An 11,998-nucleotide genomic window follows, 5' to 3' on the forward strand; every position below is an offset into this window, starting at 1 on the left:
CGACGATGTCCCATGAGTCCAGGCGCCTGAACGCCGTCTGCGTCTATTGCGGCTCGTCGAACGACGCCGATCCCAGCTACATCGCGGCGGCCTTCGCGATTGGCGAGAGCTTCGCCAAGGCGGGCCTGAAGCTGGTCTATGGCGGCGGCGGCGTGGGCCTTATGGGCGCGACCGCAAGGGGCGCCCACGCCGCCGGCGGCGCGGTCCTGGGGATCATTCCCACCTTCCTGCGCGGCCGCGAACAGCCTTTCGACGACGTGGAGACCGTCATCGTCGACACCATGCACGAGCGCAAGATGATGATGTTCGAGCGGTCGGACGCCTTCGTCGTGCTGCCAGGCGGCATTGGGACGCTTGAGGAAATCGTCGAACTGCTATCTTGGCGCCGTTTAGATCTTCACCAGAAGCCAATTGTGTTCCATAACCCCGGCGGCTTCTGGGACCCGCTGTTCGACCTGATCCGTCATACGATCGATCGGGGCCTGACCCCGCCCAGCTTGGCTGACACCTGGCGTTCGGTGGAGCGCGCAGAGGATGTCACGCCGGCCCTCTTGAGTTGGGGCGACGAAATCTACCAATCAGGCGCGCCGGACACGCTTCGACGCTTGACTTAGTTTTCAAAGAAAACGCACTATAGGTTAGGCGCTGCGACGCTCCCGATCGCGCGCTCATGCGCCGGAACTCCCATCCGGCGCGGGGATAGGAGACTGTAGGAATGCGTACCGCCATTTTCGCGGGCCTGATGGCCTGCGCCCTCGCCACGCCGGTGTTGGCCGCTGACACCGAAAGCGCCTGGCTGAAGCTGAAGAGCCCCGCCACGACCGAGTCGTTCATCCATGACGGTTCCGCCTGGCGCTGCACGGGCGATGTCTGCACGACGACCAAGGCCCGCTCGCTGCCCGCCGCCCGCGCCTGCCGCAAACTCGCCGCTCAAGTCGGCGAACTGACTGCGTTCAAATACCGCGGTGAAGCGATCGAAGGCGACGAACTGACCGCTTGCAACGCGGCCGCCAAGAAGGGCTGACCGTCGCAAGACCATCACAGAGACAAAGGCCTCCGCCAATTGCTTGGCGGAGGCCTTCTTCTTTCTGAGGGTGTGAGACCCTTGGCGCGCCTGGGTCAGGAGGCTTTGCCAGCGCTATTTGCGCCCTGACTTCTCGGAAGGTGACCGCGCCGGCTTGGAAGCCGGACGCCCTCCCACCAGCATCCCGCCCATCAGGGCGAACGAAAGCATGGCATGGTTCATCTTCGATACGTTCATGGCGGCGTCTCCCAGACATAGCCGTTAAGACCAGGAGACGCGCGCGGCTTACAGGGGTTCTCACCCTCCTAGTCGTCAGCGCGTCGTTATCAAGAATGCGCGCGTTAGGGCGCGCAGCAAGATAATTTATCCGTATAGAGATCATATCCGCATGCGGACGGGTGCGGGATACGAGCGAGAGCCGGCTCGAGATTTTAATCCGTACACAATGCGATTTCAGCAAAACCTTGCAGCAACTGCGGTTCGCTGGTCATCACCCCTGAATTTGCTGGAGCGCGCCGAAAAAGGCGCCATGCAAGGAAAAGCCGCCTGCGTCGGCGTGACGCAGGCGGCTTCGTCGATCAAACCGCGTTGGTCCGTGGACGCCTCTAGGCGGCCGCGTCGAACGACAGGGCTTCGTAGCGCTTCAGGTGGTGATCGACCGAGCCGAACAGCCCTTCGATCATGGTCGCGCGCTTGAAGTAGTGGCCGATCGCCAGTTCATCGGTCATGCCCATGCCGCCGTGAATTTGGATGGCGTTCTGGCCCACAAACTTGCAGGCGCGACCAATGCGGACCTTCATCGCAGAGACGGCCTTGGCGCGCTCGGCGGCGCTTTCACCGACCTTGATCGTCGCCATGTAGGTCATCGACACCGACTGCTCGACCTCGATGAACATGTCGACCATCCGGTGCTGTAGCACCTGGAAGTTGGCGATCGCGGTGCCGAACTGCTTGCGCTGCTTGGCGTAATCCAGCGTGCCTTCGTGCAGCTTGCGCAGCACGCCGACGGCTTCGGCGCCGACGGCGGCGGTGGCCTCGTCGATGACCTGCTCGACCAGGGCCAGACCGCTTTCCGAAATCAGCGCCTCCGCCGGGATCGAGACGTTCTCGAAATAGACTTCCGAGGCGCGGTTGCCGTCGACGGTCGGATAGTCGCGGGTGACGACGCCCGGCAGGCTCTTATCGATGATGAACACGCCGACGCCGCCGGCGTCGCGCTGGGCGCCGCCCGTGCGGGCCGTAACGATCAGATGGGTGGCGAACGGCGCGCCGACCACCACGGCCTTGTGGCCATTCAGAACCCAGCCCGAACCGTCCTTCTTGGCCGTCGTCTTCAGGTCCTGCCAGGTATAGCGGGCTTGCGGTTCGGCATAGGCGAAGGCGATGGTGGTCGAGCCGCCCACAATGCCCTCGATGACCGACGCTGCGCCGGCGTAGCCCGAGTGCTTCATGAAGCCGCCGCCGATCACCACGGTGCCCAGATAGGGCTCGATGACGAGCGCCTTACCGAACTCTTCCATGATTATCATGTTGTCGATGGCGCCGCCGCCCAGGCCGCCCAGCTCTTCGCTGAACGAGGCCCCCAGAATGCCGAGCTCCTCGGCGAAGGCCTTCCAGTAGTCAGCGCGCCAGCCGGCGTCCGAGCTGACGATCTTGCGGCGGGTGTCGAAGTCGTACTTGTCCTGCAGGAAGCTCGCGACGGAGTCGCGGACCATCGACTGCTCTTCGGTGAAGTTGAAATCCATGAAGGCGGTTTCCTCTTACCTTATTGATTCCCCTCCCCCTTGCGGGGAGGGGTTAGGGGTGGGGGTGTCAGCGCCGACGATCGAAAGGATGCGCTGAACAACGGAATACGGGTCGTTGATGGCCTGCGAGTTGGAAACCCGGATCACCCGGTACCCACGCGCCTCAAGCCAGGCTTGGCGTTCGGCGTCACGAGCGGCCACATGCTCCAGGTCGTGAACCGCGCCGTCCACCTCGACGATCAGCCGATGGTGATGGCAGACGAAGTCCACGATGTAGGGCCCGAAAGGCGCTTGGCGACGGAAATGAGACCCGGGGACCTCTACCTTCTTCAGCGCTTTCCAGAACAGCTTCTCCGCCAGGGTTGGCTCGCGACGCATCCGTTTGGCCGAGCGATCGGCTCGATCGGAATGGTGCAGAGCTCCTGGCGTCCGTGCTGACACCCCCACCCCCATCCCCTCCCCGCAAGGGGGAGGGGTGACTAGAGTTCAAATCAGAGCCCCAGCACCATCTTGGCGATGATGTTGCGCTGGATTTCATTCGAGCCGCCATAGATCGACGTCTTGCGGACGTTGAAATAGGTCGGCGCGGCGCGGTGGGCGAAGTCGGGACCGATCGGATGGGCGTTGTCGCCGTCCTTCGGGAAGCCACGGAAGTACGGCGCGCCGTAGTGGCCGGCAGCCTCCAGCACCAGTTCGGTGATCCGCTGCTGGATCTCGGTGCCCTTGATCTTCAAGACGCTGGATTCCGGCCCGGGGCCCTTGCCGGCGGCTTCGCCGGCCAGGGTGCGCAGTTCGGTGTACTCCAGCGCGGTCAGGTCGATCTCCAGTTCGGCGACCTTGCGCTTGAACATCGGATCCTTGATCAGGGCGTCGCCGTCATCGCTCAATTCGGTCGAGGCGATCTGACGGATACGTTCGATGCCGCGCTTGGAGCGCGCCACGCCGGCGATGCCGGACCGCTCGTGGGCCAGCAGGAACTTGGCGCAGGTCCAGCCCTTGTTCTCTTCGTAGATGCGGTTCTCGACCGGCACCTTGACGTTCTCGAACCAGACCTCGTTGACCTCATGCTCGCCGCCCAGGGTAATGATCGGACGCACGGTCACGCCTGGCGACTTCATGTCGATCAGCAGGAACGAGATACCTTCCTGGATCTTGGCGTTGGGGTCCGTGCGGACCAGGCAGAAGATCCAGTCACCGTGCTGGGCCATCGTGGTCCAGGTCTTCTGGCCGTTGACCAGATAGTATTCCTTGCCGTCGTCGCCGGTGAAGCGCTCGGCCTTGGTCTTGAGGCTGGCGAGGTCGGAACCCGCGCCGGGCTCGCTGTAGCCCTGCGACCACCAGATGTCGCCCGACAGCGTCGCCGGCAGGAAGCGCTCCTTCTGCTCGGGCGTGCCGAAGGTGTAGATCACCGGACCGACCATGTTGATCCCGAACGGCAGGATCGGCACGCAGTCGGCGCGGGCGGTTTCTTCCGACCAGATGTAGCGCTGCACCGAGGTCCACCCCGGACCGCCGTACTGGGTCGGCCACGCCGGAGCCACCCAACCCTTCTTGGCGAGCACGCGGTGCCAGGAGAGGAAATCCTCCTTGGCCATCTCCTCGCCCTCTTCCTGCTTGTCGCGAAGGCCCGCCGGATAGTTCTCGGCGATGAAGGCGCGGACCTCGTCGCGGAAGGCGAGGTCCTCGGGCGAGAAGTCGAGATTCATGGCGAGCTCCCGTTCAATCGGCCCCTCGGATGGGGACCGTTATTGCGTTTCGGGAGTCATGATATGGCTCGAACGGCCGTTTGGAAAGATGACGTTAGCGTCAACGTAAGTGAATATTATCCGCGTTCACTTAGACGCACCTGGAGAGGGCTATCGAACCTCGCAGGCCAGCTTGACCAAGGCCAGCGCCGAAACACCGCCAACGCCCTCTTCGTCGGCGACATCAAGGACCAGAAGCGGCGACTTTCCAAGCTTCTCCAGGAGTTTGGCATGGCCCCTGGACGGACCGACATGGCCGGCCAGGCAGTGGTCGATCGCCGTGGGTTCGATAGCCTGGACGATCGCGGCGGCAGCGCAGGCGGCGTAGCCATCGAGCAGGACCGGCACCTTCTGGACGCGCGCGGCCAGGATCGCGCCCGCCACGGCGGCGGTTTCCCGGCCGCCCAGCTGGCGAAGGATCTCGAGCGGATCATTGCCCATACCCTCATCGCGCGCGCGGCCGACAGCGGCGGCGACCGGTTCGGGATCATCCGACCAGTCCGAGGCCTCACCGCCAAACAGCGCGAGACACACGGCCGCAGCGGTGCGCGCGGGCTCGGCGACGATGACGCCAGGGACCAGCAGATCGGGTTGCTTGGCCAGGGCCTCCATGCCGAACGCCATGGTGGCGGCCGCCTCCTTCTCGCTCATCGAGGCCTTGAGCACCATGTCCGGCGAAGGCCGGTCGATCGCTAGGTCGAAGGCTTCCAGGCCCGCGCCCTGAACGCCGGCGAGACGCGAGACGGTCGCGCCGCCGGCGGCGATGGCCTCCAGACGCTCGCGCGCCCAGCCTCTCGGCCCCACGCCCTGACGGGCGCCGGCGTAGAGCGCGACGACGGGACGATTGACGGCCGGCGGGGTCTTGCCGCTCCAAGTCGTCAGCCAGGCCGATATTTCCCCAAGACGACCACCCTGTTCCAGCGCGGGCGCCGGACCCGGTTGGGGCGGCGAAGCCACGAGTTGGCGAATGTCGGCGAAGGGGGAGACGGTCTGATCGGTCATGGGGCGGACTTAAACCGGTCCACGTCCAAAGCAAGCCCCTCCCCCGCCAAACCCTTGCGCCCGCGCCGCCGAGCAGGAATGCTGAGGGGCATGACAACGAACGCTCAGCCCCCTCGCCCCATCGTCACGCCCTGCGTCAAGGTCTGCGCGGTCGACGGCGCTTCGGGTTATTGCCTGGGCTGTCGCCGGACCTTGCCCGAAATCGCCGGCTGGGCGCGGCTCAGCGACGCCGAACGCGACGCGGTGATGGCTGCTCTCCCCCATCGCCCCGACCCCATGGTCGCGCTGATGGCCGCGTCACAAGCGCCTCGGTGACACCGACGGAAGTCGCGCCCAGAACAAAGAGCGCCCGCCCCAAGAAACGCCGCAGACTTCACTGACCTAAATGATGAGCGCCAACTAAATAGAGGTCACGTTATCGGTTCAGTAACCAAACCTCAAAATTTATTTGACCGATTCATCCATTGAAAACGCCTCGCCGCTAATCATGCAGGCAACGATCGCAGAAGCGGTCTCAAAGCCTACAAGGCAGGGTGTCTTCTATGTTGAGGTTCGCGGCGATCGCACTTGTCGGAGCGCTGTCGGCGGTTGGCGCCGCCAAGGCCGTTGTCTCTCTTGACGATCTGCGCCAGCCGCAACTGCGCGCGCCTTCGGCCGCCACGGCCACCTTGGGCGGAGCCGAAGGCGGCGCGGCTCAGTTGACCAAGGACACCGACGGCCACTTCTGGGCTCAGGCCAACGTCGACGGCAAGGCCGTCCGCTTCCTCGTCGACACCGGCGCGACTGCCGTGTCGCTGAGCATGGCCGACGCCCAGCGCCTGGGCATCGACACAAGCCACCTCAGCTACGACTACAACGTCATCACCGCCGACGGCCGCACCCGCGCCGCCGCCGTAAAATTGGCGAGCGTGTCGATCGCCGGGGCCCGAGTCCGTGACGTCGACGCTCTGGTCATCGAGAGCGGTTTGGAAAACTCGCTGCTGGGCATGAGCTATCTGGGACGGCTGTCGCGGTTCGAGGCCACGCGCACCTCGCTCATCCTGCACCCCTAAGACCTCCCCGACACGCGGCGCTAAGCCGCCGGAGCAGTCGCAGTCTCGCGGGCCGCCAGCGCGGCGCGGACCGCGTCGAGAGCGCGATCGATCACGTCAAGACCCGCGCCCGGCTTGACCCCTTCCACGGTCAGGATCCGCCTCCACGCCCGCGCGCCGGGAAGGCCATGGAACAGCCCCAGCATATGCCGGCTCATCGCCGCCAGATGCGTGCCGGCCGCCAATTCCCGCGCCAGATAGGGCCGATAGCGTTCGACAGCCTCGAAGCTGTCAACATCCTCAACGTCCATCCCGAACACCCGGCGGTCCACCTCGCCCAGCAACCCCGCCTCGTGATAGGCGGCTCGACCGAGCATGACCCCATCAACACCGTTGGAGAGATGCTCAAGGGCGGCGTCGACGTTCGGAACGCCGCCGTTGATGGCGATCGTCAGACCGGGACGCTCCCGCTTCAGGCGATAGACAAGCTCGTAGTCCAAGGGCGGGATATCCCGGTTCTCCTTGGGTGACAGGCCTTGCAGCCAGGCCTTGCGCGCATGAACGACAAAGGCGCTGATCCCGGCGCTCGCGCAGGCGTCTACAAGCCCAAAAAGGCTCTCTTCGGAATCCTGGTCGTCGACGCCGATCCGGCACTTTACTGTTGCGGGGACCTTTACGGCGTTCTTGATCGCCGCCATGCACTCGGCGACCAGCGCAGGCTCCCGCATCAGGCAGGCGCCAAAGCGCCCGCTCTGCACGCGATCAGAGGGGCAACCGACGTTGAGATTGACCTCATCATAGCCGAAGTCCTCGGCTATCCGCGCCGCTTGCGCCAGCTCCGCAGGATCCGACCCGCCCAACTGCACCGCGACCGGATGCTGCACCGGATCAAAGCCTAGCAGCTTCTGGCGATCACCATGCACCACCGCGCCGCTCGTCACCATCTCGGTATAGAGAAGCGCCCGCGACGACAGCGCACGATGAAGCGACCGGCAGTGGCGGTCGGTCCAATCCATCATGGGCGCAACAGAAAATCTATGGGGTTCAAATCGCGTCATTTTTATCGTATATTCAATGCGTTAGGAGATACCGAAAACCGAAGAACGTACGCGAGTGTACGCAGGTTTTCTCTATGTTCCGACATTCCACTGTACACATGGCGTACACGAAAATGGCGAACTTTGTGAATTTGCCCTCCGGCGCCTGGCGAGCCATCGTCCGTCGGAAGGGGCGCTATATAAGCGAGACGTTCAAGCTACGCGAGGACGCGCGGCGATGGGCCACGGCACAGGAGAGCGCGATCGACAACGGTGCGGCGCCGAAGAAGACGTATGTGACCACGAAGACGTCCCTCGCCCATCTTATCGACCTACACATCGACGATCTCGCCGCAGCCAAAAAGCCCATCGGCCGTACAAAGCTTGAGGCGCTGCTCCATCTGCGCCGGACGATTGGCGAAACGCGTTTTGCCAAGATCGACCGGCAGTTCATCATCGATTTTGGACGCGAGCGCGCCAAGGGCGGGACCGGCCCGGTCACGATCGGCATGTATGTCGGCTGGATCAAGCTGGTCTTCGCCCACGCCTCGGCCGTCCACGAGATCGAGACCAAGATCGAGCCGATCGAAAAGGGCCGATTGGCGCTGAAGCATCTGGGCCTGATTGGCAAAAGCCAGGAACGCGATCGCCGCCCAACCCAGGAAGAGCTCGATCGGCTGTTCAAGTCGTTCGATGAGAACCTCTGGCAGCGCAACCCGATGACGCGGATCATCCAGTTCGCGATCGCCACGGCCATGCGTCAGGACGAGATCTGCCGGATCACCTGGAGCGATCTCGACCTGCGGGCCAAGACCATCATCATCCGCGACCGCAAGGACCCGCGCGACAAGTACGGCAACGATCAGCGTGTGCCGCTCGTCAACATCAATGGCTATGATGCTCTAGGTTTGATCGAGGAGCAGCGGGCGATCCGTAGCAATTTCGACGATCGGATCTTCCCCTACACGGCGACAGCGATCAGCGCGGCGTTCACGCGCACGGCCGCCAAGCTGCAGATCGATGACCTGCATTTCCACGACACGCGCCATGAAGCCACGAGCCGCTTCTTCGAGGCAGGCCTGAAGATCGAGCAGGTCGCCCTGATCACCGGTCACAAGGATTGGAAAATGCTGCGCCGCTACACGCACATCAAAGCCAAGTCCGTCCATGCGGCAGTCGCCCAGCTTCAGACGTGGACGGATCCGGACGACTAACCGACAGGGGTCGGACGCGGTCGCAGTTCGTCGGCTGCATCGGCCGCCTCGAGGAGCACGCGCGCCAGGTCTCGTAGAGCATCGGGCGTTGCCGATAGGTTGGCGATCTTCCTATGCGGTTTCTTGTCGGGCGCCTGGGTAATCAGCTCGGCGAGCAACTCGACCTGACCCAGAAGGACCGGGCGTGCGGTCAGAAACAGCGTTCGCAAGCCCTGCCTGTTATCCTCGCTGGCGATCGATACCCCGCCGGCGCCCGGGATGCCGACATCGGTATCGACGCCAAGATCGAAGACCACATGGTCGACTTGGGCCTGCGTTTCCTGAAGTTGGCCAATGGCCCAGGCGTTGAGATGAGGATCGCTGCCGGTCATCCGCGAACTCTACTCCATTGCCGCCAGTGATACATCCAACCCGTTGGACGTCGCGGAAATGCGGCAATTTGGCATGGCCCCGAACCCGCCCGCGCCACTGGAGAACGCCGGAAGAAACACCATCTAAGCTTCTGGATTAAAGGAGCTTTCGAACGGATGGCAGGCGGCTGGACCCATGACGGGGGCGTTCTCGATCAGATCGAAGATACGGTAACCGACGGCGTCCTCAACGCGCGTGCTCGGCTACCCGCTGGAGAAAGCTTCTTTTTCTGTGTCGAGTGCGGCGAGGACATTCCCGAAGCTCGCCGACGCGCCCTACCCGGCTGCCGGACCTGCATCGAGTGCCAGGCTGGGCGCGACAAGCAAGTGGTGTTCAGCAGCATCAATCGCCGCGGCAGCAAAGACAGCCAGCTGCGCTGATCCCCATCAGACTGGGGACTCGTGCGCCCCGCTTCGCGGCGGCGCGGTCCCCATGGGCTCGGGACTGACTCGCCGCCATTCCTTTGAGCAGCGACGATACCTGGAGCCCGGCCCGAAGCCTCGTGCTTCGGGCCACCCTCTGCGACCTCACGTCGACTCGCCTTTCACATCAGGATGTTCTATATTCGTTCCCATGAACCACGCTCATCCCGTCACCGCTGAACCGCTGACTGCCGTGGAAATCGACGGCTTAGTCGGCGCACCCGGATACCTGGAAACCCTCCCCGCTGTCCGGCATGTGGAAGCCGGCCGCGATGGCGGCTTGGTCATCTGGCTTGACCGCACGATCGACGCCGCGCCGGCGCTCGATGAGGCCCGTCCTGATCGCCCGCACGAGGTCGAGCTGCATGGCCAGGGCGCACCCTGCCAAGCGCTTGTCGACCATCCGCGCGCCCAGCACGTGGAGATGTTCTTCGATGGTCTGGGCGATCCAGAGCACGCCCCGCGCGGATGGTGGCACGCGCGCGTGTGGTTGAAGGCAGCCTAGAGACGTTCGGTACGTCGGCTTGCAGTTTGATGGCTGACCGCTAGCGTCGGCTGAACGGCCGCCTGGAGACCTCTTGAATGTGCAATCTCTACGCCCTGATGAAGGCGCGCGCTGAAGTGGCGGCGCTGGCGCGGGCGATGACCGACCTCAATAACAACCAGCCGCCTATGCCGGGCATCTATCCTGACTACGCCGCGCCGATCATCACCCAAGGCGAAGACGGTCAGCGGATCATGCGCGACGCGAGGTGGGGCATGCCGTCATCAAAGGAAGCGCTGTTCGACGCGGCCACGCTGCGGGCCGACAAATTGCGCGCCAAGGGCACGGAGTTCGACTTCGCCGAGTTGCTGAAGATGGAGCCCGACAAGGGGACCACCAACATCCGCTACGCGATCAGCAAGAAGACGGGCAAAACCAACCGGCACTGGGCGCCGTGGCTAGGCGCCGGCAGTCGCTGCCTCGTGCCGTTCACCTCCTTCGCCGAGCCCGATCAGGACCACAAGAAAGACCGCAAGAACGTCTGGTTCGCGCTGGACGAAGGCCGCCCCCTGGCCTTCTTCGCCGGCATCTGGACGCCCCACGCCTGCGTGCGGATGATCAGCAAGGGCTGGGAAGAGATTGTGGCCTACGGCTTCCTCACGACGGATTCCGCCGAGCCGGTGAAGACCTATCACTCCAAGGCCATGCCGGTGATCCTCACCGAACCGGAGGAGTGGGACCTCTGGATGAGCGACGCGCCCTGGGACGAGGTCAAGTCGCTCCAGCGTCCGCTTCCGGACCGTCTGAAGATCGTCGCCTTTGGCGGCAAGAGCGACGAGGTTGTCCCCGCCTAGCCCTCGTCGTCCGGCGGGGTCCAAGACCAAGGGCCGTCGTAGAGATGCGGGAAGACAGCCACCTCCTTGGACCTGCATCCTTCTTCGCCGCTGCAGGATAGCCGCGCGGCGATATCCGCGATCTTAATGTGCGTCCGCTCGCCAAATTTCTCGACAAGATCCTCGGGAGTCCATTCCAGGCACCGAGGGCAGTCCTTGCAGCAGATCGCGAGAGAATAGCCCTTGGTGAGGTAGGTGCGCACCGTATCGCTTCCCACCTGACCGAGATGGAAGCGCCGAATGAGCTGTTCCGGCGGTCGCTTCAGCGTCGAAGGCGGGCGCTCTGACATGTCGGCGGTCTGTTCCTCGTGATCGACATCATCGGCGTCGTTCGATCCCGTAAGGAGCGATCGCGCGCCCCTGGCGTTCGGATCATGAGGTAATCCATGTCCGATCCGTTCGCACCCCCACCGCCCCATCCGGAACCTGGTGCTCCACCGCTGGAGATCCCGCCGGACGGCCCGCCGCCTGAGCTCGACGAGCCGATCGTCCCGTTCAACGAGCCAGGACCACCTTTGTCTCCAGACGACGACCGCCCCTACGATCCGCCGCCACGCGTGCAGTAGGCTTAGCCCGCGCGACGCAACTCCGTCGGCTTGGGATCGGCAGGCAACTGCGGAAAGAGCCAGATCAGCTCTGGATGCCGGTCGACCAAGTGCGCGAAAGGCTTGCGGATTCTCGGCGTTAGCGCCGGGTTCTTAACGCACATCGCTACGACTAGAGCGGCCGTCGTGCGCAGGGTCGGGTTGCGCAAACTGGCCCGCTGATCTTCCAGGCGCTTACGATAGCGCGAGCCGTGGTCTGTTGGCGGTAGTTCGGCCATCGCCCGATCGATGTCGCGCAGGGTCTCGGCAATCGCTTCGGCTAGGCCGATCTCCAGGGCCAGGCTCAGAAATTCACCCTCGATACGCGACACGTCTGGCACTCCCCGACTGGCCCCACGATGGACCACCCGAGCGGCCCTTCGCGCTGCGACGCGGCGTCGCAAGA

At 64.0% G+C, this 11,998-nt stretch carries 18 protein-coding genes; 8 read left to right on the forward strand and 10 right to left on the reverse strand.

Annotated features, from left to right (window positions below; genetic code table 11):
* Window positions 1-5: 5 nt before the first annotated feature.
* A complete protein-coding gene (locus CSW63_RS14235; RefSeq protein ID WP_062095447.1) occupies window positions 6-614 on the forward strand; it encodes a TIGR00730 family Rossman fold protein in 609 nt (202 codons plus the stop codon).
* A gap of 101 nt (window positions 615-715) precedes the next feature.
* Window positions 716-1,024 (forward strand): hypothetical protein, encoded by a 309-nt coding sequence (locus tag CSW63_RS14240; protein WP_062095445.1) that lies wholly within the window; start codon window positions 716-718, stop codon window positions 1,022-1,024.
* Between the two features lie 114 nt (window positions 1,025-1,138).
* Here the strand turns inward: CSW63_RS14240 and CSW63_RS14245 are convergent, their stop codons facing one another.
* The 5 genes from CSW63_RS14245 to CSW63_RS14265 form a co-directional block, all read right to left on the reverse strand.
* On the reverse strand, window positions 1,139-1,276 hold the full coding sequence (locus CSW63_RS14245) for a hypothetical protein (RefSeq protein ID WP_127846980.1): 138 nt from the start codon (window positions 1,274-1,276) through the stop codon (window positions 1,139-1,141).
* Between the two features lie 353 nt (window positions 1,277-1,629).
* Complete coding sequence (locus tag CSW63_RS14250; protein WP_062095443.1) at window positions 1,630-2,769, reverse strand: acyl-CoA dehydrogenase family protein; 1,140 nt, start codon at window positions 2,767-2,769, stop codon at window positions 1,630-1,632.
* A gap of 15 nt (window positions 2,770-2,784) precedes the next feature.
* Complete coding sequence (locus CSW63_RS14255; protein WP_082749436.1) at window positions 2,785-3,222, reverse strand: endonuclease domain-containing protein; 438 nt, start codon at window positions 3,220-3,222, stop codon at window positions 2,785-2,787.
* Between the two features lie 38 nt (window positions 3,223-3,260).
* A complete protein-coding gene (locus CSW63_RS14260; RefSeq protein WP_062095439.1) occupies window positions 3,261-4,475 on the reverse strand; it encodes an acyl-CoA dehydrogenase family protein in 1,215 nt (404 codons plus the stop codon).
* 150 nt (window positions 4,476-4,625) lie between these two features.
* The gene (locus CSW63_RS14265; protein WP_099503359.1) at window positions 4,626-5,516 is read right to left on the reverse strand and encodes a nicotinate-nucleotide--dimethylbenzimidazole phosphoribosyltransferase; all 891 of its coding nucleotides are present in this window, start codon (window positions 5,514-5,516) and stop codon (window positions 4,626-4,628) included.
* Window positions 5,517-5,606: 90 nt separating this feature from the next.
* On the opposite strand from CSW63_RS14265, the gene CSW63_RS14270 reads away from it, so the two are divergent.
* Window positions 5,607-5,831 carry a DUF1289 domain-containing protein gene (locus tag CSW63_RS14270; protein WP_062093642.1) on the forward strand — a complete coding sequence of 75 codons (225 nt, stop codon included), beginning with the start codon at window positions 5,607-5,609 and terminating at the stop codon, window positions 5,829-5,831.
* A gap of 218 nt (window positions 5,832-6,049) precedes the next feature.
* Complete coding sequence (locus tag CSW63_RS14275; RefSeq protein ID WP_062093641.1) at window positions 6,050-6,568, forward strand: TIGR02281 family clan AA aspartic protease; 519 nt, start codon at window positions 6,050-6,052, stop codon at window positions 6,566-6,568.
* A gap of 20 nt (window positions 6,569-6,588) precedes the next feature.
* Here the strand turns inward: CSW63_RS14275 and dusA are convergent, their stop codons facing one another.
* Window positions 6,589-7,605, reverse strand: a complete 1,017-nt coding sequence (dusA, locus tag CSW63_RS14280) for a tRNA dihydrouridine(20/20a) synthase DusA (protein WP_062093640.1) — start codon at window positions 7,603-7,605, stop codon at window positions 6,589-6,591.
* A gap of 275 nt (window positions 7,606-7,880) precedes the next feature.
* On the opposite strand from dusA, the gene CSW63_RS14285 reads away from it, so the two are divergent.
* The gene (locus CSW63_RS14285; RefSeq protein WP_231732115.1) at window positions 7,881-8,798 is read left to right on the forward strand and encodes a site-specific integrase; all 918 of its coding nucleotides are present in this window, start codon (window positions 7,881-7,883) and stop codon (window positions 8,796-8,798) included.
* On the opposite strand, the gene CSW63_RS14290 is transcribed toward CSW63_RS14285, so the two are convergent.
* On the reverse strand, window positions 8,795-9,169 hold the full coding sequence (locus tag CSW63_RS14290; protein WP_062093638.1) for a hypothetical protein: 375 nt from the start codon (window positions 9,167-9,169) through the stop codon (window positions 8,795-8,797). The two genes, CSW63_RS14285 and CSW63_RS14290, sit on opposite strands and share 4 nt — an antisense overlap.
* Window positions 9,170-9,325: 156 nt before the next feature.
* Between CSW63_RS14290 and CSW63_RS14295 the strand changes: the two genes are divergently transcribed.
* Window positions 9,326-9,589, forward strand: coding sequence for a DksA/TraR family C4-type zinc finger protein (locus CSW63_RS14295; protein ID WP_062093637.1), 264 nt, complete (start codon window positions 9,326-9,328; stop codon window positions 9,587-9,589).
* A gap of 250 nt (window positions 9,590-9,839) precedes the next feature.
* On the opposite strand, the gene CSW63_RS14300 is transcribed toward CSW63_RS14295, so the two are convergent.
* Window positions 9,840-10,088 carry a hypothetical protein gene (locus tag CSW63_RS14300; protein ID WP_066683928.1) on the reverse strand — a complete coding sequence of 83 codons (249 nt, stop codon included), beginning with the start codon at window positions 10,086-10,088 and terminating at the stop codon, window positions 9,840-9,842.
* Window positions 10,089-10,213: 125 nt separating this feature from the next.
* Here CSW63_RS14300 and CSW63_RS14305 point away from each other — a divergent pair, with 125 nt between their 5' ends.
* Entirely contained in the window at window positions 10,214-10,969 is a 756-nt protein-coding gene (locus CSW63_RS14305; RefSeq protein ID WP_062093635.1) for an SOS response-associated peptidase, read from the forward strand.
* On the opposite strand, the gene CSW63_RS14310 is transcribed toward CSW63_RS14305, so the two are convergent.
* Entirely contained in the window at window positions 10,966-11,298 is a 333-nt protein-coding gene (locus CSW63_RS14310; protein WP_062093634.1) for a hypothetical protein, read from the reverse strand. The genes CSW63_RS14305 and CSW63_RS14310 overlap by 4 nt on opposite strands.
* Window positions 11,299-11,394: 96 nt before the next feature.
* On the opposite strand from CSW63_RS14310, the gene CSW63_RS14315 reads away from it, so the two are divergent.
* The gene (locus CSW63_RS14315; protein WP_127846981.1) at window positions 11,395-11,574 is read left to right on the forward strand and encodes a hypothetical protein; all 180 of its coding nucleotides are present in this window, start codon (window positions 11,395-11,397) and stop codon (window positions 11,572-11,574) included.
* 2 nt (window positions 11,575-11,576) lie between these two features.
* Here the strand turns inward: CSW63_RS14315 and CSW63_RS14320 are convergent, their stop codons facing one another.
* Window positions 11,577-11,924 (reverse strand): hypothetical protein, encoded by a 348-nt coding sequence (locus tag CSW63_RS14320; protein ID WP_062093633.1) that lies wholly within the window; start codon window positions 11,922-11,924, stop codon window positions 11,577-11,579.
* Window positions 11,925-11,998 lie beyond the last annotated feature (74 nt).

Origin of the sequence: Caulobacter sp. FWC26 (genome assembly GCF_002742645.2) — a bacterium.
In the GTDB taxonomy this organism is placed as follows: domain Bacteria; phylum Pseudomonadota; class Alphaproteobacteria; order Caulobacterales; family Caulobacteraceae; genus Caulobacter.

What these genes read in the sequence shown, in the direction of transcription:
- CSW63_RS14315 (WP_127846981.1), top strand. Translation starts at nt 11,395, where the DNA reads ATGTCCGATCCGTTCGCACCCCCACCGCCCCATCCGGAACCTGGTGCT.
- CSW63_RS14240 (WP_062095445.1), top strand. Translation starts at nt 716, where the DNA reads ATGCGTACCGCCATTTTCGCGGGCCTGATGGCCTGCGCCCTCGCCACG.
- CSW63_RS14250 (WP_062095443.1), bottom strand. Translation starts at nt 2,769, where the DNA reads ATGGATTTCAACTTCACCGAAGAGCAGTCGATGGTCCGCGACTCCGTC.
- CSW63_RS14265 (WP_099503359.1), bottom strand. Translation starts at nt 5,516, where the DNA reads ATGACCGATCAGACCGTCTCCCCCTTCGCCGACATTCGCCAACTCGTG.
- CSW63_RS14310 (WP_062093634.1), bottom strand. Translation starts at nt 11,298, where the DNA reads ATGTCAGAGCGCCCGCCTTCGACGCTGAAGCGACCGCCGGAACAGCTC.
- CSW63_RS14270 (WP_062093642.1), top strand. Translation starts at nt 5,607, where the DNA reads ATGACAACGAACGCTCAGCCCCCTCGCCCCATCGTCACGCCCTGCGTC.
- CSW63_RS14290 (WP_062093638.1), bottom strand. Translation starts at nt 9,169, where the DNA reads ATGACCGGCAGCGATCCTCATCTCAACGCCTGGGCCATTGGCCAACTT.
- CSW63_RS14305 (WP_062093635.1), top strand. Translation starts at nt 10,214, where the DNA reads ATGTGCAATCTCTACGCCCTGATGAAGGCGCGCGCTGAAGTGGCGGCG.
- CSW63_RS14255 (WP_082749436.1), bottom strand. Translation starts at nt 3,222, where the DNA reads ATGGGGGTGGGGGTGTCAGCACGGACGCCAGGAGCTCTGCACCATTCC.
- CSW63_RS14235 (WP_062095447.1), top strand. Translation starts at nt 6, where the DNA reads ATGTCCCATGAGTCCAGGCGCCTGAACGCCGTCTGCGTCTATTGCGGC.
- dusA (WP_062093640.1), bottom strand. Translation starts at nt 7,605, where the DNA reads ATGACGCGATTTGAACCCCATAGATTTTCTGTTGCGCCCATGATGGAT.
- CSW63_RS14260 (WP_062095439.1), bottom strand. Translation starts at nt 4,475, where the DNA reads ATGAATCTCGACTTCTCGCCCGAGGACCTCGCCTTCCGCGACGAGGTC.
- CSW63_RS14295 (WP_062093637.1), top strand. Translation starts at nt 9,326, where the DNA reads ATGGCAGGCGGCTGGACCCATGACGGGGGCGTTCTCGATCAGATCGAA.